At 61.8% G+C, this 21,782-nt stretch carries 13 protein-coding genes; 5 read left to right on the forward strand and 8 right to left on the reverse strand.

Translation table 11 applies throughout. From position 1 onward, the window contains the following. Positions 1-840 precede the first annotated feature (840 nt). The 5 genes from M0814_RS05070 to pvdM all read right to left on the reverse strand — a co-directional run bounded on the left by M0814_RS05070 (position 841) and on the right by pvdM (position 8,771). A complete protein-coding gene (locus M0814_RS05070; RefSeq protein WP_177434675.1) occupies positions 841-3,321 on the reverse strand; it encodes a TonB-dependent receptor in 2,481 nt (826 codons plus the stop codon). A gap of 114 nt (positions 3,322-3,435) precedes the next feature. Beyond that, positions 3,436-5,085 (reverse strand): cyclic peptide export ABC transporter, encoded by a 1,650-nt coding sequence (locus M0814_RS05075; RefSeq protein WP_103484493.1) that lies wholly within the window; start codon positions 5,083-5,085, stop codon positions 3,436-3,438. 108 nt (positions 5,086-5,193) lie between these two features. Further along, a complete protein-coding gene (locus tag M0814_RS05080; RefSeq protein WP_103484492.1) occupies positions 5,194-6,081 on the reverse strand; it encodes a formylglycine-generating enzyme family protein in 888 nt (295 codons plus the stop codon). A gap of 36 nt (positions 6,082-6,117) precedes the next feature. Further along, entirely contained in the window at positions 6,118-7,404 is a 1,287-nt protein-coding gene (locus M0814_RS05085; RefSeq protein ID WP_103484491.1) for an aminotransferase class V-fold PLP-dependent enzyme, read from the reverse strand. Continuing rightward, a complete protein-coding gene (pvdM, locus tag M0814_RS05090; protein WP_003223442.1) occupies positions 7,401-8,771 on the reverse strand; it encodes a pyoverdine-tailoring dipeptidase-like protein PvdM in 1,371 nt (456 codons plus the stop codon). The genes M0814_RS05085 and pvdM overlap by 4 nt, the downstream gene beginning before the upstream one ends. Positions 8,772-8,978: 207 nt before the next feature. Between pvdM and M0814_RS05095 the strand changes: the two genes are divergently transcribed. Then, on the forward strand, positions 8,979-10,604 hold the full coding sequence (locus M0814_RS05095; RefSeq protein WP_103484490.1) for a PvdJ/PvdD/PvdP-like protein: 1,626 nt from the start codon (positions 8,979-8,981) through the stop codon (positions 10,602-10,604). 175 nt (positions 10,605-10,779) lie between these two features. On the opposite strand, the gene M0814_RS05100 is transcribed toward M0814_RS05095, so the two are convergent. Genes M0814_RS05100 through M0814_RS05110 form a run of 3 tightly spaced genes read right to left on the reverse strand, consistent with a single transcriptional unit; the run spans position 10,780 to position 15,319 of the window. Then, positions 10,780-12,174 carry an efflux transporter outer membrane subunit gene (locus M0814_RS05100; protein ID WP_103484489.1) on the reverse strand — a complete coding sequence of 465 codons (1,395 nt, stop codon included), beginning with the start codon at positions 12,172-12,174 and terminating at the stop codon, positions 10,780-10,782. A gap of 7 nt (positions 12,175-12,181) precedes the next feature. Further along, complete coding sequence (locus M0814_RS05105) at positions 12,182-14,155, reverse strand: MacB family efflux pump subunit (RefSeq protein WP_103484488.1); 1,974 nt, start codon at positions 14,153-14,155, stop codon at positions 12,182-12,184. After that, complete coding sequence (locus M0814_RS05110) at positions 14,156-15,319, reverse strand: efflux RND transporter periplasmic adaptor subunit (protein ID WP_003223449.1); 1,164 nt, start codon at positions 15,317-15,319, stop codon at positions 14,156-14,158. Between the two features lie 323 nt (positions 15,320-15,642). Between M0814_RS05110 and M0814_RS05115 the strand changes: the two genes are divergently transcribed. From M0814_RS05115 to M0814_RS05130, 4 genes are all read left to right on the forward strand, one after another. Then, positions 15,643-16,125: a sigma-70 family RNA polymerase sigma factor gene (locus M0814_RS05115; RefSeq protein ID WP_045122362.1), complete on the forward strand. Its 483-nt coding sequence runs from the start codon at positions 15,643-15,645 to the stop codon at positions 16,123-16,125. Positions 16,126-16,256: 131 nt separating this feature from the next. After that, positions 16,257-17,591 carry a SidA/IucD/PvdA family monooxygenase gene (locus tag M0814_RS05120; protein ID WP_103484487.1) on the forward strand — a complete coding sequence of 445 codons (1,335 nt, stop codon included), beginning with the start codon at positions 16,257-16,259 and terminating at the stop codon, positions 17,589-17,591. A 581-nt stretch (positions 17,592-18,172) separates the two neighbouring features. Next, a complete protein-coding gene (gene mgtA, locus M0814_RS05125; protein WP_103484486.1) occupies positions 18,173-20,872 on the forward strand; it encodes a magnesium-translocating P-type ATPase in 2,700 nt (899 codons plus the stop codon). Positions 20,873-21,016: 144 nt separating this feature from the next. Beyond that, positions 21,017-21,733 carry an MgtC/SapB family protein gene (locus M0814_RS05130; RefSeq protein ID WP_103484485.1) on the forward strand — a complete coding sequence of 239 codons (717 nt, stop codon included), beginning with the start codon at positions 21,017-21,019 and terminating at the stop codon, positions 21,731-21,733. The last annotated feature ends 49 nt before the right edge of the window (positions 21,734-21,782 follow it).

The following is a 21,782-nucleotide window of genomic DNA, read 5'->3' on the forward strand; positions in this document are numbered from 1 at the left end:
TGACGTTCGGCCCTCGCCTAGGCTCGGGTTCCTTCGCTCCGGGATTCATCCGGGGGGCAGCGCCTACGGTTTGCTTCGCTGCACCTCCTCTCGCTGTGTTTGGCTGCGCCAAACGGTCGCTGCGCTCCCACCCCCGGATAAATCCCTCCACTCAGCCTGCCGACGGGCCCTCAGATCAAAAGCGGTACTCGAGCTAACGCTCATTGTGTTGAGTGGGGCGGCTTCGCCGCAATGGGATGCACGCTCCCTAAATTGTAGGAGCCAGCCTGCTGGCGATGGCGGCCTGACAGCCGACCGATCTCCAACCGACCACACCCATTCCCACTGTGGGAGCGGGCTTGCTCGCGAAGGCGGCCTGCCAGCCGACCAATCTCCAACTGAATACACCCAATCCCATGTAGGAACTGCCGAAGGCTGTGATCTTTTGATCCGCTTTGGCTTTGGCTTTGGCTTTGGCTTTTGATGTGGCTTTTGATCTTCAGCCCCTTCGGCAGGCCGAGCGGAGGTGTTCATCCGGGGGGTAGGCGCGCAGCGCCATGCGGCGGAGCCGCATCCATCGAGAGGAGGTGCAGCGAAGCAAACCGGAGGCGATGCCCCCGGATGGACACCGTAGCGAGGGAACACTGAGCCTCAGCGAAGTGCCGTACGCCGGGGGAAGCCTTTTTGGTTACTTTTTCGGCGTTTGGAAAAAGTGACCCGCCGTAAGGGCGGAACCGTAATCAGCAACCCCCGCAGCAACGGATATGCCCCCAATCCCAACCCCCATTAATCCCAACACCCCAACACCAGACAGACAAAAAAAAGCCCCGCCAAAGCGGGGCTCTCTCACAACCGAAGCAATCAGAAAACAGCCTTGACCGACATCACGAAATTACGCGGATCACCATAAAAGTTACCGAAACCTTCGGTACCAATGGTCGAGTAATAACGCTTGTCGAACAGGTTGTTACCGTTGAGCGCGACCGACCAAGTGTCGTCGATCTTGTAGCCGATGCGACCGTTCCACACCGCATAACCGGCACCGTTGATGTTGCCACCGCCAATCGGCGAGACGCGATAGTTGCCGCTCTGCGCGTTGACGCCGGCACCGACGGTGACGCGATCCAGCGGGCCGGTCAGGCTGTAGTCACCCCAGACGCGCAACAGGTGACGTGGCACATAAGAGTTGTAGGCGGTGCCGTCCAGCGTAGTGTCGGCATCTTCCAGCACTTTGGTCTGGGTGTAGGTGTAGCCGGCCAGCAGTTGCAGGCGGTCAATCACTTCACCGCTGACTTCCGCTTCGAAGCCCTGAGCGCGGACCTTGCCGGAGTTGATCGAGCAAGAGCTGTCTTCGCAGCGCAGATCATCCTGGGCCGCATCTTTCTGAATGGTGCGGAACAGGCTGAAGGAGCTGTTCAGACGACCGTCGAACCACTCACCCTTGATCCCCAATTCGTAGCTCTGGCCGATCAATGGCTTGAGGGTGCTGCCATCGATGGTCTTGTAAGCGCCTTGCGGGGTGAAGATGTCGGTGTAGCTGGCGTAGGCGGTCAGGTTGTCGTTGAGGTCGAACAGCAGACCGGCGAACGGCGTGACTTGCCCGGTCTCGGTGGACTTGGTGTTGACCGGTGTGCCTTCGCCGCGGAAGTACTGCACCGAGTCGGTGTCGGACTTGTACCAGCTCACCCGGCTGCCCAGTACGAGGGTCAGCGGATCAGCCAGTTTAAAGCGGCCGATGGAGTAAGCGCCGTATTGCTTGATGTGCATGTCCACCGGGCCACCACGGGATGCATTGGCCAGGTAATAGCTTTCATCCGGTTGCGGGATATGGTGGTTCGGATCCAGCACGTTCTGACGTTGTGGCAACGCGGCCACTGCGTAGAAGTCGTCCTTGTTCGAACGGCTGGCGTTTACGCCGACGGTCAGTTCATGTTGCTGGCCGAACGCGTCGAATTTGCCGTCAACGTAGGTATCGAAGCCGTAGTCGACCTGGTCGTAATCGTAGGTGCTGCCCAGCATCAAGGTGCTGGACGAAGTGGCGCCGACCGGTACGGCGCCGCTCGGGAATGCGTATTCCATGTCCTGGGTGTTGCGCGAGTAGACGCCCGCGACCTTGAGCGACCAGTCGTCATTGAACTGGTGCTTGAGGTCAGTGAAGTAGGTGGCGCGTTTGCTGCGCTGGTTGTTCCAGGATGTGTTCAGGCAGGTCGAGCGCTTGAGGTGCAGGTCGGAGCCGTCGGCGTAACGCGGCAGGCCGCCCCAGCAAGGCGTGGCGTCGACGTCTTCCCAGGCGACGCCCACACCCAGGGTGGTGTCGGGGCTGAGGTCGAAGTCCAGGGCGCCGTAGTAGATCTGATCCTTGCGGCTGGCGACGTCATAGAAATATTGACGGGTCTGTTCAGTGACCACGGCGCGACCACGGATGGTGCCCGAGTCGTTCAGCGGGCCACCGGTATCGACCTGACCGCGATAGTTGTCCCAGGTGCCTGCCGACAGCGAGAGTTCAGTGTGGGCGGTATCGCCGCCGCGCTTGCGCACGAAGTTGACGCCACCGGCGGTGCCGCCGGCGCCTTTCATCATGCCGGCGGCGCCACGCAGTACTTCCACGCGGTCATAGATGGCCATGTCGCTGTTGAAGCTGTCGGCCTGCACGTAGCTGCTGCCGATATCCAGCGGTACGCCGTCGTACTGATACTGGCCGCTCATGCGGAAACCGCGGGAGTAGAAATACTTGCCGCCCATTGGCGAGTCGTAAACGGTGATGCCCGGGGTCTTCTCCATCACTTGTTCGATGGTGTTGAGGTTCTGGTCATCGAGCATCTTGCGCGTCATGACGGTGATCGACTGCGGTGTTTCTTTCAGCGAATGCGTGCCCTTGCCAATGGTCACGCCACCGGTGGTGTAGGAGTTGCTGCCTTCGGTGGTGGCGCTCATGCGTTGCGCGTTGACGTTGGTCGGCGCCAGTTCCATGGTATCGCCGGTGGCTGGGCCGAGCACGGTCACGGTGTTGCCGTCACGCTGATAGCGAATGCCGGTGCCTTTGAGGATCGCGTTGAGCGAATCATCACCCTGATAGCGCCCGCTGAGCGCGCTGGAGCGCAGACCTTGCAGGCTTTCCGGGCTGTAGATGATTTGCAGGCTGGTCTGTTGGCTGAGGGTCTGCAGAGCCTGTGCCAGTGGCTGGGCCGGAATGTTCAGTGTCCATTCCTGCGCCTGGACATACGGGGTGGCAGCAACGGTCAGTGCCAGACCGAGACCGGTGCCGGCCAGTCGCGAACGTGTGACGCCCTGCATCAACAGGGCTCGAGTCAGGGGGCGAAGCATGAAACGGGATGCGGACATGAGGTTAAGACCTTGGCAGGTATAGTTGTTAATGGTTCTTATTCATCTCATTAAGACGAGGAAGCCACGGCAAACCGGAAAAGTATTTTTCCGGCCTGGCCGCGGCCCCGTGTTTCAAGCGGTCTGCAGTTCGCTTTTGACCTTTCCGGCCTCCATGCGCACCAGTTGGTCGGCAACGTCGAAGTAACGGTCATCGTGGGAAATCACGATGATGGTCTTGCCCAGGCGTTTGAGGTCGGGCAGCAACTCGGTGTAGAAAATCCGCCGGAACGTCGGATCCTGATCCGCCGCCCATTCATCGAACACCAGCACCGGGCGCTCTTCGAGCCAGGCGTTGACCAGCGCCAGGCGTTTGCGCTGGCCGGTGGACAGATCGGTGGTGCTGAAGGCGCCGTCGCGCACGCTGACCTTGTGCGCAATTTCCAGACGCTCGAGGTAGCGGGTGGCGTCCTGCGGCACCTGACGGTCGCCCTGGATCAGGTCGTCGAACAGGTAGTAATCGGCAAAGATCGTGGTGAAGTTCTGCCGGTAGTCATCGCGGTTGAGCGCAGTGATCGCTTGATCGTTGACGCGGATTTCACCCTCGGTCGGTGCGTACAGGCCGAGCAGCAATTTGATCAGCGTGGTTTTGCCACAACCGTTTTCACCGACGATGAACACGATGTCGCCTTGTTCGATGCGCAGGTTGACCGGCCCCAGACGGAACGGTTCGCTGCCTTCCACGGCCGGGAACGCGTAGCGCACGTTGCGCAGCTCCAGGCTGTTGACGGCTGCCGCTTTGCTGCCCGTGTCTTCCAGTAGCAGGTGCGGTTCCGGCGAGGAAAACTGTTCGCTCAGCTCGGCAATCCGGCGGAACGCAATCTGTGCGCGGCTGATGATCGGCAAGGTGCTGACCAGATGCTCCAGCGGGCCTTTCATGTACAGCAGCACCAGTACAAATCCACTCATGACCGCTTTGTCGCCGCTCGGCCAGAAGGATTGCAGCGCCAGAGCCATGCCGATCACCACGAAGAACAGCATCGAGCCGAACGACTTGGCGATGACGAAGGTGTTGATGGATTTGATCTGGGTGTCGCAGATCTTTTCCGCGGTTTTCTGAATGCCGGCGACAAACATGCGCTGGCGCCGCGGGCGGTGGATACGCAGCTCCTTGGCCCCTTCGGCAATCGCGTTGTAGTGCTTTTGCAGTTCGTCTTCGGAGTCGCGCGCGGCGTAGAACCCGCGCATGCCCTTGGCCCGGGCAATCGCCTGAGTCGTGGTGCCGATGGCGATGGCCACCAGCATCATCAGGAACATCGGCCAGGACAGCATCGCCAGGTAACCGAGGCAGCCAAGGGTGACGGTCATGGAGATCGCCAGCGGCGCAAAGGCGAAGGCGAAGTCGCTGATGGTGTCGACGTCGTGGGTCAGCACCGGGATCAAGCGGTGACTGCGGTAGCGTTCGATCTGGTCGATCGGCGCCGACAGCACTTTCTCCCCCAGTTCCTTGCGCAGCCTGGCAATGATGTGCTGGCCGACATAGTTGGTGCCGATGTCCGACAGAATCGTCGTCAGCAACGCCACGGCGCAGAGACCGGCGAAGATCATGACCACCGTGCGGGTCAGGCCGTCATCGGAGTGCAAGGCATTGTTGATGGTCGCCAGCAGCACGGTGACGCTCAGGCCACCGATCATGCCGAGCACGATGGACACAGAGACGATCAGGCGGAAGGGCTTGAGCAGGGCGAACAATTCGTTGATCGCCCCACGCGTAGGCTTGGTCATGGAGGATTCCTGCTTCGGTGCGGAGGGAGTGCCGGTACTTAAGGAAAACGAATGGTCACGGAGTTTCTTTAAACGACCGCAGACGGGCTGCGGTCGTGGCGGGCAGGATCAGAGGTCACGCACTACGCGGAAACCGAGCCAGTCACCCTTGCTGGTCGGCCAGCTGCTGTTGCGGTTGCCGGAGCGGGAGAACACTGGCGCTTCGCCCCAGTCGTTGCCGCGCATGACCTGGCGTTCACAGTGTTCCTGCACCCACGGCCGACCGTCGTCGGGTACCCCGGAATAGTCCTTGTGATAGCAATCGGCGGTCCACTCATAGACGTTGCCGTGGGCGTCGTACACGCCGAAAGCGTTGGCCGGAAAGGTCCCGGCCGGCGAGGTGAAGTTGTAGCCGTCGGCGGCGCCATAGGTGTTGGCGTGTTTGGAAATCTGGTAGTTGTTGCCTTCATCGAACGGGAACGGGAAGGGCCCGGTGCTGCCGCCACGGGCGGCGTATTCGCGGATCGATTCGCTTTGCAGGCGATAGCTGTGGCCGGTCTTTTTCGACAGCCAATCGATATAGCCCTGAGCTTCGGCCACGTTCATGCACACCGCCGGGTCGCGCGCGGTCTGCTTGAACTCCGGTTTGCCGGCGGTGCAGCGGCGGCCCGGGCGATCATCGAAGTCGTAGGGCTTGTTGCCAGTATCGCGCACATACGCGTCCCATTCGCCGACCAGTACCTGGAAACGGCTGATGGCGAACGGTTTGCTGAAGGTCACCACGTGGCGCGGACCTTCATCCGGCTCGCGGCCGACTTCGTCCTCCGGGGTGCCCATGGTGAAGCTGCCAGTGGGCAGCACCACCATTTCCGGGCAGTCCTTGCAGTCCTTGAACACTTTGCCCGGAGCGGGCGGGGTCGCAGCCTGGGCGGCACCGGGCAACAGGCCGGCGCAGAGCGCGGTCAGGACCAGTGCGGGGAGGGCCTTGAAGGTGAATGAGGCGTGAGGCTTTTTCATGAGTCGTCTCTGTGAAAGGAAACCGGGGGCGAGCGCTCAGGCGCGCAGTTTTTTGCCGAGGATGTCCATGAACCGGTCGACTTCGGCTTCGCTGTTGAGCAGCCCGGGGGCGGTGCGGATCACCGGGCCGACATCGCGGCTGACGGCGTCGCAGATCACCCGCTGGTTCATCAGGTAGGCGGCGACCTCGTCGCTGTCCTGGCCCTTGACCCGGAAGAACGTGAAACCGGCGGAAAACTGCGGATCGAGCGGGGTCACCAGTTCGGTGTTCGCGTGCTCCCGCAAGCGCTCTTTCAGATAGCTGTTGAGCTGATGAATGCGTGCCTGAACGTCGGCCTTGCCCAGTTGCAGATGCAGCTTGAAGGCCTCGTCCAGTGCCCAGCGGTGTTCGAAAGCGTGGTAGCCGCCCGGGGTCATGGTGGTGGCGAACGTCGTGGCTTCGGAGAACGTCGGCACGCTCGGGCTGACGTATTTCACTTCTTCACTGCGGCTGCAGACGATGCCGGTGCCGCGCGGGCCGAACATCCATTTGTGGGTGCCGGCAATGAAAAAGTCGCAGTTCATCTGCGGGAAACTCAGGTCATCGACGCCGAAGCCGTGCACACCGTCGACCACGTAAATCAATCGGTCCTGATCTTCGCGTTGACGGTTGTGCTCATCGACCAGCCGCGAAATGTCGCCGATCGGCAACTTCACGCCACTGCCCGAATGCACCCAGGTCATCCCCAACACGCGGGTTTCAGGGCGGATGTTGCGGTTGATGGTGTCGAGCACCTGATCCAGCGAAATGCTTTGCGGGGTTTCGAACAGCTTGAGTTTTCGCACCTGGGTGCCATCGCGGCGGGTGCGAAAATCGAGGATGTTGCGGGTCGAATAGTGCTCGTGTTCGGTGGTGAGGATTTCCTGATCCGGGCGCACATGCACGCCACCGTAAATCATCGCCAGGCCTTCGGTGGTGCTGCCGGTGAGGGCGATCTGGCTCGGTTTGGCCTGCAGGTATTTGCCGGCCCAGACCCGCACATTGTCTTCGCGCTTTTCGGTGACGCCCAAATCCCAGTCCATGGCCAGGCCCGGGTTCAGATCCAGCGCTGCACGATGGCGTGCGATGGCCTCGCGCACGGGTTTGGGGTGGGAGGTGACCAGAAAGTTGGCGAAGTGAATCGCCTGCGGATCCTGCTCGAACAACTGGCGCAGCTGCGTCCATTTGCTCCCGGAAGGCACGGCGGCGGGCGCGGCCATTGCTGGCGCAGCGAGCGTTGTGCCAAACGGCAGGGCGGCGGCAACCACGCCTGCCTGTTTCAGAAACGTGCGGCGGTCGGTCATGGCTGGGCGCTGTCCTGGCGGGAGATCAACGCAGGTTTGGCCGCTTTCTGCACCTGATCCCAGACGCGCATGAAGTTGCCGCCCCACAGTTTGGCGATGTCTGCTTCGGAGTAGCCGCGCTGGATCAGTTCGGCGGTGACGTTGCGGATCTCCCCGACGTTTTCCCAGCCCTTGATACCGCCGCCGTCGTTGAAGTCCGAAGCGATACCGACATGGTCGATGCCGATTTTGCGCACCGTGTAATCGATGGCGTCACCGAGGTCCTTGAGGGTCGCTTTCGGTTCTTCTTCAAGGATCGCGTAGAGGCCGCTGGCGTACTGGCCGAGTTTCTGTTCGGACCAGGCAGTGATGATCGGATCGCCCGGCATCAGCGCCATGGCCAGGTTCGGCAACGGCGGCAGGTCGAAGCGCGCGCGCAGTGCGTTGAGTTTGTCCTGGGTGCCTTGGGTCAGCGGTTTGAGGTATTGCGAGAACCCGACCACCTGCACCACGCCGCCGCTGTTCTTGATCAGCTGCAATTCCTTGTCGCTGAGGTTGCGCGGAATATCCACCGCCGCCCGTGGCGCCGAGTGCGAAGCCACCAGCGGTGTGCGGCTCAGTTGTGCGACCTGTTCCAGGCCCTTGGTCGACATCTGCGAGACGTCGATGATCACGCCCAGATCGTTCAAGCGGTGCACCGCTTGCTTGCCGATGTCCGAAAGACCGTCGAGGGCATCGGGGGAATCATTGAAAAACGGTAGCGGGCGCGACGAGTCGGCCCAGCTGTTGTTGCCGATGTAGCTGAAGCCGAACATGCGCATGCCGCGCCCGGCCCACAGGTCCAGTTTGCTCAGGTCGTTGCCCAGCGGGTAGGCGTTGAGCATGCTGATGAAAATCGCAAACTTGCCTTCGCCATGCAGGCGGCGGAAATCATCCGGGGTGTAGGCGATGCCAACCTGATTGGGAAAGTCGCGGACCATTCCGGAAATGATTTTGTAGCGCACTTCCTGCTGGTTGCGCGCTTCCTCGACAAAGCCCTCGGTCGGGCGATGCGGCGCATTCGGGCCGTTCCACATTTCCGGCCAGCCGAACACGGTCAGTGCCGCGCCGGACAAGCGACCGCGATTGGCCTTGATCAGGTCGAACTGGCCCGAGCCGTCCTTGTCGGCTTCGTTGCCGTGCGCGCCGAAACTCAGGGGCACGGTGATGTGGCTGTCGAACGAGAGGATGCGATCCTGCAGCTCGGTTGCCTGTTTCATCACTTTGACCGGATAGCCGGGGTTGTCCCGAAACCAGTAATCCCAGGCCAGAAACCCTGCGCCGGCGCTGATCGCCAAGGCCAGCGGCAGGCCGATAAATAGAGCCTTTTTCGAACGCGGTTTTGTCATTGCCATCTCATTCAGGTTCGCCGTCGAAGTGCAGGCGCAGGGGCCTTTGCTATCTGGGAGGAACGAGTGACGGGACGGCTAATTTAGTGGTGCGGGTGAAAAGCGTTCACGGCGTGTAGTGATCTTTTGCCGGGGCCATAAATTTCCTCGGCGAGCAAACGTTCTAGCTTGGATAAAGCCTGCTTCATGGCTGACACAGGTAGGGCAATGACGATCTCTCGACGCTGGTTCATGGCGGGCATGGCACTTACGGGCGCCGCGCTGCCTGCCGCTTTTTATGCACATCGTGAGCTGACCCGTGAGGAGTTTCCGATCACACCGGGAGAGGCCACAGTGGATCTGGCCGATACGGCCGGTCAGCAGTTGGCGGACAACCTGCGCGGCGTGTGGGATATCCGTTTCAGCGGAGCCGCCGCAGGGCTGGACGGCCTGCCACACGAAGGTCTGGAATTGTTTCTCGACATTGCCCGTCGTGGCCGCGGCTTGCGCGGATTCCTCGATACCGGGGCCAATCTGCGTTCTGACGCGCCGGCGCGTTATCAGGTGATTGGCGATCTGGCGCCGGGCAATGGCGCCGAGATGTACTGGCGGCTGCTGCGCACCGATGCGCCGCAAGCACCGCCAGTCTATGAATTCAAAGTCAAACTGGACGAAGTCTGGGCGGCGTTCGGCAATGCCGGCAGCGGCACGCTTACCGGGCAGGTGTTGCGCCTGGATCGACCGTTGGGCTTGCCGGAACTCGACAACTATTTCATCGCCATCAAACGACGCTTTCCCGAGGCTCGCGAGCGCACTGGATTGAACCCGACACTGTTGGCGTGGCTGGTCGCTCCGGAACATCGCTTGTTCCACCAGCTCTGGCATGCGACTCGGGACAAGTGGCACAAACTCTCGGAGAAAAAACGCGAGGCCCTGCGCGGAATCGGCTGGCAACCCGGGCCGCGCGACAAGGAACGGGATGCCCGCGGGCCACGCAAGGATCGCAATGGTTCGGGCATCGACTTCTTCTTCATGCACCGGCACATGCTGGGCAAGGCCCGCTCGATGCAGGACTTGCCGTCGTGGCCGACGTTCCCCATGCCGCAACCGGAACTGGAACGCGACCGTCAGGGCTTCGCCCGCTACTTCGACAACCACGACGGCAACGCCTTGCCGCCGACCTGGGTGACCGACGGCGATGATGAGTACACCCAGTGGGTCAGCGACATCAAGGCGGCCGAGACTTACCACAGCAATTTCCAGGTCTGGGAATCGCAGTACCGCGACCCGCGATACTTGTCGAAACTCACCCTTGGCCAGTTCGGCTCAGAAGTAGAGCTGGGCCTGCACGATTGGTTGCATATGCGCTGGGCGTCGGTGGCACGGGACCCGTCCAACGATATTCCGGTGCCGATGGCGCGCGATCAGGCGGATTTTGCCGCGCGTTGGTACGCCCCGGAAAACGACTTTCTCGGCGACCCGTTTTCCTCCCATGTGAACCCGGTGTTCTGGCGTTTTCACGGCTGGATCGATGATCGCCTCGAAGACTGGTTTCGCGCCCATGAGCGTTTTCACCCGGGCGAAGTCAGTCGCCTGGAGGTCAATGGCGTGCCGTGGTTTGCCCCGGGGCGCTGGGTTGAAGTCGACGACCCGTGGCTGGGGCCGGACACCCATGGCTGCAGTACCGTGCCGGGCCTGCAAATCGGCCGCTCGGTGGAGATGGACCCGGAAACCATGAAGCTCGCGCTGCGCATCACCTTTGGCGATGAAGACAACATGGCTGACCTGTTCCGCAAGGTGCCGCAGCGACCGTGGTATGCCCGACATTTGAAGGTGAAGGGGCGGCAACTCTAAGCACAAAAAAAATCGCAGCCCGGAGCTGCGATTTTTTTTGCCCTGAGGGATTGGTTTCGCCTGACCTGGCGCTTTCGCGAGCAGGCTCGCTCCCACAGGGATCTGTGACGCGCGCCATCACCCCTGTGGGAGCGAGCCTGCTCGCGAAGGCGTCGGGACAGTCGACAAGGGACGGTCAGATGACTTGCCAACCACCGCCCAACGCCTTGTACAAGGCAATGCTGGCCTGCAAGCGCGACAGGCGCAGTTGCACGTTCATGTCCTGCGCCGCATACAGCGTGCGCTGGGTTTGCAGCACGGTGAGCAAGTCTTCGGCGCCGGCCTGATAGCGACTTTGGGCGATGTCGAAAGCGGTTTGCGCCTGGCTCAGCTCTTCGCTTTGCCATTGCCGTTGTTCGTCGAGGCCGCGAATGCTGCTGAGGGCTTTTTCGACGTCGGCGAAGCCATTGATGATTGCCCCGCGATACGTCTCCAGCAGTTCGTCCTGACGGGCCTTGGCCTTGTCGCGTTCGGCGCTCAGACGGCCATTGTTGAAGATCGGCGCGGTCAACCCGGATGACAGGTTATAGAACGTCGTGCGCAGCAGATCCGCCGCCAGATCGGCGCCGGTGCCGAGGCTGGCGGTGAGGGTGACTTTGGGTAGCATGGCCGCCCGGGCCACGGTGACATCGGCTTGCGCGGCCGCGAGTCTGGCTTCGGCGCTGGCGATGTCCGGGCGCCGGCTCAGCAGATCGCTGGGCACGCCACTGGCGATGTTCGGCCACTGTAATTGTTCGAATGACTGTTGAGGTGACGACAGCGTCTGCACCGGTTGGCCGAGCAGGGCGGCGAGGCTGATCAGTGCTTCGCGTGTCTGTTGTTGCACCAGCGGCAACTTGCGCTGTTGTTCGGCCACCAGGCTTTTCTGCTGGGCCAGTTCCAGTGCGGTGGCGCTGCCGGCGTCGAAGCGGGTTTGCACCAGGTGCAATACGTTTTGCGCGTTGGCCAGATTGAGTTCGGCGATGCGCGCCTGCTCACGCAAAGCCAAGGCCTGGGTGTAGCTGGTGGCAACGCCGCTTTGCAGGGTCAGTTCGACGGTGGCGCGATCGTATTCGCTGGCTTGCACGCCGAACACCGCGCTGTCGCGGGCGGCGCGTTTGCCACCCCAGAAATCGATTTCGTAACTGGCGCTCAGCTCCGCGTCGTAGTAATCCAGCGAACGCTTGTCGGGGTTCACGTCCAGTTGGCTGTAGCCCTTGCCGTGCAACAGTTTCTGCCGATTGGCATTCAGTCCGGCCTTGATTTCCGGCAGTAGCGGGGCGCCGGCAATCGTCGCGCTGGCCTGCGCCTGCCTGACCCGGGCCACCGCGGCGCCGAGGTCATGGCTGCCGAGGCGTGCCTGTTCGACCAGTCGATCGAGTTCGGGGCTGCCGAACTGCGTCCACCATTGGCGGTTGCTTTGCACCGCACCGGGATGATCCGGTGACTGCCAGGCGGGCGGTGGCTGCACGCCGCTGTCGGGGCGTGGCGCAGGGCTGCTGCAGGCCGCCAGCATCAGGCTGGCGGCGAGGAGGGTCAGTGGCGCTTTCATAGGTCGATCATTCACTGGTAAGGGCCGTGACCGGATCGAGCCGGGCGGCCTTGCGGGCAGGCATGAAGCCGAAGATGACACCGGTGACCAGTGCGCAGGCAAAGGCGCCGAGCACAGCCAGCCATTGAAACGCGATCGCTACGCCACTGAACATCAGGACGCCGCCGACCAGCATTGCCAGGCTGATGCCGGCAATGCCACCGACCACCGAAAGCATCACCGCTTCGGTGAGAAACTGGCGCAGGATGTCGCGCTGACGGGCGCCGGTGGCCATGCGAATGCCGATTTCCCGGGTGCGTTCGCGCACGGTCATGAGCATGATGTTCATCACGCCGATACCGCCCACCAGCAGCGAAATGGCAGCAATGGCGCCGAGCATCAGCGACAGCGTGCCTTGGGTGCGCGCCTCGGCCTGGATCATCGCGGCGTTGTTGGTGAGTTCGAAGTCCTTCTTGCCGTTGTGCCGGCGCAGCATCGCTTGTTCGATGGCCTGTTCGGCGTCCTTGACCTTGCGCGCATCCCTGGCGGCGATCACCACGTATTCCGGATTGCGGCTGCCGAACAGACGCATGCTGGCCGCGGAGTAGGGCACGGCGATGCGATTGTCGCTGTCCGAGTCGCCCGAGCTTGAGCCTTTTTCGGCGAGAACGCCGAGGATCTGGAACGGCACGTTTTCGATCAGGATGTACTGGCCGATCGGATCGGCGACATCCTTGAGCAACTTGTCGCGCACTTTGGTACCGATTACCGCCACAGCGGCGGCACTGTCTTCGTCGGCCTGGGTGAAGTAACTGCCCTGGACCACCGGCCAGTTGAAGATGATCGGGAAGTTGGTGTCGTTGCCACCGACATAACTGCTGTGATCGGCGTTGCCGAAACGCACGCCGGCGGTCGAGCCGTTGACCGGCATGATGCGTTCGACCTGGGGCAGGGCGGCCAGCTCGGCGACGTCATCGAGCGTAATGATCCCCGGTGGCGTGCGCGGGTTGGGCGCGGCGCCGCTCAGATAAATGATGTTGGAGCCGAAGGCGCCCATCTGCGCCATCACCTGGCGTTTGCTGCCTTCGCCAACCGCCAGCATCACCACCACCGAAGCCACGCCGATGACGATGCCGAGCAGCGTCAGCGCGGTGCGAAACCGATTGATCCACATGACTCGCCAGGCGGCTTGCACCGCATCCACCAGTTCGCCTTTCCAGGCGCCGGTCCGGGTACTGCCGGCGCTCAGGCGCTGGCGCAGATCGACCGCTTGCAGGGCGCCGGGGTTGGCGGTACGGGGCGCGGCTGACGGATGTTCGGCGGTGTCGCTGATGATCAGGCCGTCGCGGATTTCGATGATGCGTTTGGCCCGTTGCGCCACTTCGCGGTCGTGGGTGATGAGAATCACCACATGGCCCTGACCGGCGAGTTCGTCGAGCAAGGTCATGACCTCGGCGCCGCTGTGGCTGTCGAGGGCGCCGGTGGGTTCGTCGGCGAGGATGATGTGACCGCCGTTCATCAGCGCCCGGGCAATCGACACGCGCTGCTGCTGACCGCCGGAAAGCTGATGCGGGCGGTTGCCGGTGCGACTGGCCAGGCCGAGGCGCTCCAGCAATGCACTGGCCCGCGCGTGGCGTTCCGCCGCCGGAGTGCCGGCGTAGATGGCCGGCATCTCGACGTTTTCCTGGGCGGAGCCGGACGGAATCAGGTGATAGCCCTGGAACACGAAACCGAACGCCTCGCGGCGCAGCCACGCCAGTTCGTCGGTGTCCAGTTGCGCGACATCTTCACCGGCAAAACGATATTCGCCGCTGGTGGGGCGATCGAGGCAGCCAAGGATGTTCATCAGCGTCGATTTGCCGGAACCGGACGCGCCGACGATGGCCACGAACTCGCCGGCATGAATCGACAGATCGATGCCGCGCAACACCTCCACCAGCGGACTGTCATTGCCGCCGTAGGATTTGCGGATCTGCCGCAGGTCAATCAGGGGCGTTTGCATTCAGCCTCCGCTGCCGGTGGCCGGAGCGCTGAGGACGTGATCGCCCTCGACCAGACCTTCGAGCACTTGCGTGCGCAGGCGATCGCTGATGCCGGTTCGCACGTCGCGGGACTGGATTTCGCCGTTGGCGGCAACGACCTGCGCCCGTTGCCACTGCGCCCGCGTGCCTGGCTGCAGGGCGGCGCTTGGCACGGTCAGGGTGTCCCTGGCCTGTTGCGCGACAAAGAACACCTGCGCAGTCATGTCGGTCATCAGGCTGTTGTCAGCGTTGTCGACATCGAGCAGCACGGTGTACAGCACCACCCGTTCGCTGCCGCTGCGACCACTGGTGGGGCTGCCGCCCTGATTCTGTTCGAGAGGGCGCGGCGGCACCGGCAGAATCTGCCGCACAGTGCTGTTCCAGCGCCGGCTGCCACCACTAAGGGTGGTGAAGTAGGCGGTCATGCCGGGTTTGACGTGACCAATGTCCGCTTCGGAAACCTCGGCCCAGACCGTCATTGGCGATAGTCGCGCGATGCGCAGGATCAACGGTGTCTGTTGCTGCGCATTGAGTGTTTGACCTTCCCGCGCGCCGACGGCCACCACCGTGCCGCTCATCGGTGCATAAATGCGTGTGTAGCCGAGCTCGGCCTCGTCGCTGCGCAGGCTTGCCTGGGCCTGGCGGATCTGCGCCTGGAACATGTCGATGCGCGCCTGGGTCGCGCGAACTTCGGCGCGTGCGGTCTGCACATCTTCTTCACGGGTCGCGCCACCGGCGGCGAGCTTCTGCTGGCGCTGGTATTTCTGCTGTGCGAGATCGTGCTGGGCGCGCTGCTCCTGCAGTTGCGCCTTGAGGTTTTCGATCGAGAAACGCCCGGCATCGAGTTTGGCTTTTTGCGTGGAGGGGTCGATCTCCACCAGCAACTGGCCTTCCTTGACCGTATCGCCAGCCTCGACATGGATCTTCTGGATCTGCCCGGAAGCCTGCGCGCCGACATCCACATAACGACGCGGCTGCAAAGTGCCCAATGCGGTCACGCTGTTTTCGATATTGCTGCGGGTCACCTGAACGGTGGCGAGGGCGTCCCGCCCGGGCGGCAAAACCTGCCACGCGGCAACGGCGATCACGGGAATCAGACAAAGGGCGGCAAACAGGGCGCGTCGGGCGGAGCGGGGACGTTTCATGCAGGGTTCCGGCCAGTAGGTTCGGCCCGTCGTTCAACCGCGGCGGCGCAGTGCGCGGGGGTTGAACGCTGTCGCAAGGCGCGACAGATACGGGGAGCTGTCCTGTAAACGATGAGTGCGCAAGGGAATTTAAGTGCGCACACATCAAGTAACAGGTAGCCGCAGAGGACTATTTGGCCCGGATGTGGAAACAGCTCTTTAAATCTATATGAGAATTACTATAAATTACGCAACTCAAGTTGCCACCATCTTGCTACTGCGGATCGCGGGCGGCGGAATCCGTGTGCTCAAGGACAGGAACTGCATCGATGCGGTCGGGAGTCATGTTGGAAAACTACTATCGGGAGCTGGTGTGTTTCCTGAACGCCAGGCTGGGCAACCGTCAGGTTGCCGAAGATGTGGTGCATGACGCTTATTTGCGGGTGCTGGAGCGTTCCAGCGACACGCCCATCGAGCAACCCCGGGCGTTTCTCTATCGCACCGCCCTGAACCTGGTCATCGATGATCATCGGCGCAATGCCCTGCGTCAGGTCGAGTCGCTTGATGTGCTCGACAGCGAAGAGCGCTATTTCACCCCGTCGCCCCATGGCACCCTCGATCACGGCCAGCGTCTGGAAATGCTCCAGCGTGCGCTGGCGGAGTTGCCGCCGTTGTGCCGCGACAGTTTTTTGCTGCGCAAGATCGAAGGCCTGTCCCACCCCGAAATTGCCGCGACCCTCGGGATCTCCAAGGCGTTGGTGGAAAAACACATCGTCAATGCCATGAAGCATTGCCGGTTGCGAATCAAACAATGGGATGCCCATTGATCCTGGCTGGTTAAATTTCCTTTCATCGTCCTCGTTCCTACTCAACAGACGACCTGCTGACCTGTTTCAGGCCGGTCAGGCCACCCAGGCTTTATCCCCGTGTTGAGGGGTTCATCCAGAGGACACTGGAAATGACACAGGCAATTGCATCGCCCATCGTTCACGACCTGATCGGCGTCGGTTTCGGCCCTTCCAACCTGGCCCTGGCCATCGCTCTGCAAGAGCGCGGCCCGACCCACGGCGAGCTGGATGTGCTGTTCCTCGACAAGCAGGCCGACTACAGCTGGCACGGCAACACCCTGTCGACCCAGAGCGAGTTGCAGATTTCCTTCCTCAAGGATCTGGTGACCCTGCGCAACCCGACCAGTCCGTACTCGTTCGTCAACTACCTCAAGCACCACGGGCGTCTGGTGGACTTCATCAATCTCGGCACCTTCTACCCGTGCCGCATGGAGTACAACGACTACCTGCGCTGGGTCGCCGGGCAGTTCACCGAGCAGAGCCGCTACGGCGAAGAAGTGCTGACCATCGAACCGGTGCTGCACAACCATCAGGTTGAAGCGTTGCGCGTGATCTCCCGCGACAGCGAAGGCCAGCAGTTCGTGCGCACTGCGCGTTCGGTGGTGGTCAGTGCCGGTGGCACGCCGCGTATTCCGCAAGCGTTCAAGGCGCTCAAGGGCGACAGCCGCGTGTTCCACCACTCGCAGTACCTGTCGCAGATGGCCAGACAGCCGTGTGTGAACAATCAACCGATGAGCATCGCGATCATCGGTGGCGGGCAGAGCGCGGCGGAAGCCTTCATCGATCTGAACGATTCGTTCCCGTCGGTGCAGGTCGACATGATCCTGCGCGGTTCGGCCCTCAAGCCTGCGGACGACAGCCCGTTCGTCAACGAAGTGTTTTCGCCGGAGTTCACCGATCTGGTGTTCCAGCAAAACAGTGCCGAGCGCGAGCGCCTGGTCAACGAGTACCACAACACCAACTACTCAGTGGTGGACATCGACCTGATCGAACGCATCTACGGCATCTTCTATCGGCAGAAAGTCTCGGGCATCGCCCGTCATGCATTCCGCACCCTGACCACCGTTGAAAGCGCCACCGCCACCGAGCGCGGTATTGAACTGGCGGTGCGCAACAACGCCACCGGCGAAGTCACCGTGCGTGTCTATGACGCCGTGGTCCTGGCCACCGGTTACGAGCGGCAGATGCACCGCAAACTGCTGGCTCCGCTGGAGGAATACCTCGGTGATTTCGAGGTCGATCGCAACTACAGACTGATCACCGACGAGCGCTGCAAGGCCGGCCTGTACATGCAGGGCTTCTGCCAGGCCAGCCATGGTCTGAGCGACACGTTGCTGTCGGTGTTGCCGGTGCGCGCGGACGAGATTGCCGGTTCGTTGTATGAGCATGGCAAGAACCGTGGGCATCGTTCGATGGCGGATCTGTTGTTGGCAGCTGCCAGCTGACTCATCGGTGCCTGATACACCGCCTTCGCGAGCAGGCTCGCTCCCACAAGGGATCTCCAGCGAACACAGAAGTTGTGTTGAATGAAGATCCAGTGTGGGAGCGAGCCTGCTCGCGAAGGGGCCATTTGAAACACCACAAATCCTCAATCCTGAACCCTTCCTGAACATCCCCGACACACCACCTTTCACGGGTTTACTCATCCATCATCGAGGCGTAAGCTTCGCGCGTTTTCATCAATAGCGGAGACCCACAGTGGGTACTTGTTCGAGTGACAGTTGTCGGCCGGTCTCGGTAACCGGCAGATTCTCGGCAAGATAACGCGCAGCCTTTCTCTGCCGTTGTCTCGCCGTAAAAGCGAGCAGCGGCATCCCGATCATGGTCAGTTGAGACCATGTCCCGACGTCCTTCTCATCGACACTGAACGTGTGTGGTTTCGACCGTGTGGTCGTGATCGCAAACCTATCGACACGCCTGTCTTTTCTGACCGGCGCGCCAAGCCTTGCCGTGCCGGATTTTCCGGCCCACGAGGCATGGTCGTACCTGCTCGACGGTTTCCCGGCTGACCATAGGGGCAACAGCCATGAAACTTACGCTCAAGGAATTTTTCGCAGGCTTCCTGCGCACACGCCACATCGCCCGGCACTTCCGCCGTCTGGCGCTGCTGGAATCGATCAACGACACCACGGTCAGCCGTGAAGTGCCGCCCACCCTGGCCAACACCCTGGTCGATGCGGCCCATCGCGACAGCAGCGAACTGCTGTCTTCGCTGGGCACCCACACCGACGGTTTGACCGATTTTGAAGTCGACGCACTGCGCGCGCAGTACGGCCTCAACGAAGTCGAACACGAGCAGCCGCTGCCATGGTGGACCCACCTGTGGCACTGCTATAAAAACCCGTTCAACCTGCTGCTGACCCTGTTGGCGGTGATCTCGTGGCTGACCGAAGACCTCAAAGCCGCCACGGTGATTTTCTCCATGGTGGTGCTGTCGACGCTGCTGCGCTTCTGGCAGGAAAGCAAATCCAACCGGGCCGCCGATGCGCTCAAGGCCATGGTCAGCAACACCGCCACAGTGATGCGCCGCGATGAGCCACGGATCGAACTGCCGATCAAGCAACTGGTGCCGGGCGACCTGATCGTACTTTCGGCTGGCGACATGATTCCTGCCGATTGCCGGGTGCTCAGCGCCAAGGACCTGTTCGTCAGCCAGGCGGCGATGACCGGTGAATCGATGCCGGTGGAAAAATTCGCCCGCCAGGCCGACCGCGACACGCGCAATCCGCTGGAGCTGGAGAACATCCTGTTCATGGGCACCAACGTGGTGTCCGGCACGGCGATGGCGGTGATTCTCACCACCGGCAACAGCACCTATTTTGGTGCGCTGGCGCAACGAGTCGGCGCGACTGACCGTGCGGTGACCTCGTTCCAGCTCGGTGTGAACAAAGTCAGCTGGCTGCTGATCCGCTTCATGTTCGTCATGGCGCCGCTGGTCCTGTTCATCAACGGTTTCACCAAGGGCGACTGGACTGAAGCACTGTTGTTCGCGCTGTCGATCGCTGTCGGCCTGACTCCGGAAATGCTGCCGATGATCGTCACCTCGACCCTGGCCAAAGGTGCGGTGTTCCTGTCGCGCAAGAAAGTCATCGTCAAACGTCTGGATGCGATCCAGAACTTCGGCGCCATGGACGTGCTGTGCACCGACAAGACCGGCACCCTGACCCAGGACAAGATCTTCCTCGCGCGCAATGTCGACGTCTGGGGTGAAGACTCCGATGACGTGCTGGAAATGGCCTACCTGAACAGCTACTACCAGACCGGGCTGAAAAACCTGCTCGATGTAGCGGTGCTGGAGCACGTGGAAATCAACCGTGAGCTGAAGGTCGGCACGGCGTTTCGCAAGGTCGATGAGATCCCGTTCGACTTCAATCGCCGGCGCATGTCGGTGGTGGTCGAAGGCCGTGGTGAACCGCATCTGCTGATCTGCAAAGGCGCGGTAGAGGAAGTGCTGGCGGTGTGCACCCGTGTGCAGCACGGCGAAGTCGAAGAAGCCTTGAGCGATGAATTGCTGACCCGGATTCGTCAGGTCACCGCAGCATTCAACGCTGAAGGCTTGCGCGTGGTGGCCGTGGCTGCCCGCTCGATGCCGGAAGGTCGCGACACTTACAGCCTGGCGGATGAGCAGGAATTGACGCTGATCGGTTATGTGGCGTTCCTCGATCCACCGAAGGAAAGCACCGCGCCGGCGCTCAAGGCGTTGGCCGAACACGGTGTCGCCGTCAAAGTGCTGACCGGTGACAACGAACTGGTGACTGCGAAGATTTGCCGCGAAGTCGGTCTGGCCCAACAGGGCCTGCTGATGGGCAATGACATCGAGCGCATGAGTGATGCCCAACTGGCAATCGCCGTGGAGAAGACCAATGTCTTCGCCAAGCTGACCCCGTCGCACAAGGAGCGCATCGTGCGCATTCTCAAGGGCAACGGGCATGTGGTCGGCTTCATGGGCGACGGCATCAACGATGCGCCGGCACTGCGCACGGCCGACATCGGTATTTCGGTGGACAGCGCGGTGGACATCGCCAAGGAAGCCGCCGACATCATCCTCCTCGAAAAGAGCCTGATGGTGCTGGAGGAGGGCGTGCTCGAAGGGCGCCGCACCTTCGCCAACATGCTCAAGTACATCAAGATGACCGCCAGCTCCAACTTCGGCAACGTGTTCTCGGTACTGGTCGCCAGTGCGTTCATTCCGTTCCTGCCGATGCTGCCGATGCACCTGCTGGTACAGAACCTGCTCTACGACATTTCGCAGATCGCCATTCCGTTCGACAACGTCGATGACGAGATGCTGAAAAAGCCGCAACGCTGGCAGCCGGCTGATGTTGGACGCTTCATGCTGTTCTTCGGTCCGATCAGTTCGATCTTTGACATCCTGACGTTCGCCTTGATGTGGTATGTGTTCGATGCCAACACCCCGGATCACCAGACCCTGTTTCAGTCCGGCTGGTTCGTGGTGGGCTTGCTGACCCAGACGCTGATCGTGCACATGATCCGCACGCCGAAGATTCCATTCCTGCAAAGCCGTGCAGCCATGCCGCTGCTGGTGATGACCGGGATCATCATGGCGGTCGGGATCTTCCTGCCGATGGGGCCGCTGGCCGACTACTTCAAACTGCAGGCGCTGCCGTCGATGTACTTCGTGTTCCTGCCGATGATCCTGTTGGCGTACATGGCGCTGACCCAGGCGGTGAAAGGCTTCTACATCCGCCGGTTCGGCTGGCAATAAACGTTCGGACAACACTGATCCCCTGTGGGAGCGGGCTTGCTCGCGAAGGCGGTGTGTCAGCCACTACAACTGTGACTGAACAACCGTCTTCGCGAGCAAGCCCGCTCCCACAAGGGGACTGTGGTTTATTCAAGGAGCTTCATCATGCAAGCCATCAACAACCTCAACCTCACCTCGCTGCTCGACACTCTCGTCAGCCTCAGCGCAGCGTTCATCCTCGGTGGCCTGATCGGTTTCGAGCGCCAGTACCGGCAGCGCACGGCGGGTCTGCGCACCAACGTGCTGGTGGCGGTCGGCGCGGCGATTTTCGTCGACATGGCCAACCGTCTCGGCGGTGCTGATGGCGCGGTGCGCGTGGTCGCCTACGTGGTCTCCGGCATCGGCTTTCTCGGCGCCGGCGTGATCATGCGCGAAGAGGGCAACGTCCGTGGTCTCAACACCGCCGCGACCCTGTGGACCTCCGCCGCCGTCGGTGCCTGCGCCGGTGCCGACCTGTTGGCCGAAGCGGTGCTCGGCACGCTGTTCATTCTGGCCGCCAACACTTTGCTGCGACCGATCGTCAACAACATCAACCGCCAGCCACTGGACGTGGTCTCGGCCGAAGTCACCAACATCGTTTACGTGATCGCCCGGCGCTCGCAACAGAAAGCTGTGTTCGCCCTGCTCGAAGCCGAGCTGGAGCGCAGCAACTACCCGGCCAGCGATGTCGATGTACACGCCTTCGGCGCCGACGAGATCGAGATCGAAGCGACGCTGGCGACCACCTCGGTGGACGGTGACGAACTTGATGCACTGGTGGCGCGGATCTCGACCTCGGCGCTGGTGGTGCAGGCGTTCTGGAGTCCGAGTACCACGGAATAAGGCAACAACCTCGAGCCGCCATTCGGCGTGGCTCTCGGCGATCGCTATC

It is taken from the genome of Pseudomonas sp. MWU12-2020 (genome assembly GCF_023100605.1).
Classification (GTDB): Bacteria; Pseudomonadota; Gammaproteobacteria; order Pseudomonadales; family Pseudomonadaceae; genus Aquipseudomonas; species Aquipseudomonas fluorescens_H.

Bases quoted from the DNA above. Each gene is read 5' to 3' on its own strand.
- M0814_RS05070 (WP_177434675.1), bottom strand. From the start codon at position 3,321: ATGTCCGCATCCCGTTTCATGCTTCGCCCCCTGACTCGAGCCCTGTTG.
- M0814_RS05075 (WP_103484493.1), bottom strand. From the start codon at position 5,085: ATGACCAAGCCTACGCGTGGGGCGATCAACGAATTGTTCGCCCTGCTC.
- M0814_RS05080 (WP_103484492.1), bottom strand. From the start codon at position 6,081: ATGAAAAAGCCTCACGCCTCATTCACCTTCAAGGCCCTCCCCGCACTG.
- M0814_RS05085 (WP_103484491.1), bottom strand. From the start codon at position 7,404: ATGACCGACCGCCGCACGTTTCTGAAACAGGCAGGCGTGGTTGCCGCC.
- pvdM (WP_003223442.1), bottom strand. From the start codon at position 8,771: ATGACAAAACCGCGTTCGAAAAAGGCTCTATTTATCGGCCTGCCGCTG.
- M0814_RS05095 (WP_103484490.1), top strand. From the start codon at position 8,979: ATGACGATCTCTCGACGCTGGTTCATGGCGGGCATGGCACTTACGGGC.
- M0814_RS05100 (WP_103484489.1), bottom strand. From the start codon at position 12,174: ATGAAAGCGCCACTGACCCTCCTCGCCGCCAGCCTGATGCTGGCGGCC.
- M0814_RS05105 (WP_103484488.1), bottom strand. From the start codon at position 14,155: ATGCAAACGCCCCTGATTGACCTGCGGCAGATCCGCAAATCCTACGGC.
- M0814_RS05110 (WP_003223449.1), bottom strand. From the start codon at position 15,319: ATGAAACGTCCCCGCTCCGCCCGACGCGCCCTGTTTGCCGCCCTTTGT.
- M0814_RS05115 (WP_045122362.1), top strand. From the start codon at position 15,643: ATGTTGGAAAACTACTATCGGGAGCTGGTGTGTTTCCTGAACGCCAGG.
- M0814_RS05120 (WP_103484487.1), top strand. From the start codon at position 16,257: ATGACACAGGCAATTGCATCGCCCATCGTTCACGACCTGATCGGCGTC.
- mgtA (WP_103484486.1), top strand. From the start codon at position 18,173: ATGAAACTTACGCTCAAGGAATTTTTCGCAGGCTTCCTGCGCACACGC.
- M0814_RS05130 (WP_103484485.1), top strand. From the start codon at position 21,017: ATGCAAGCCATCAACAACCTCAACCTCACCTCGCTGCTCGACACTCTC.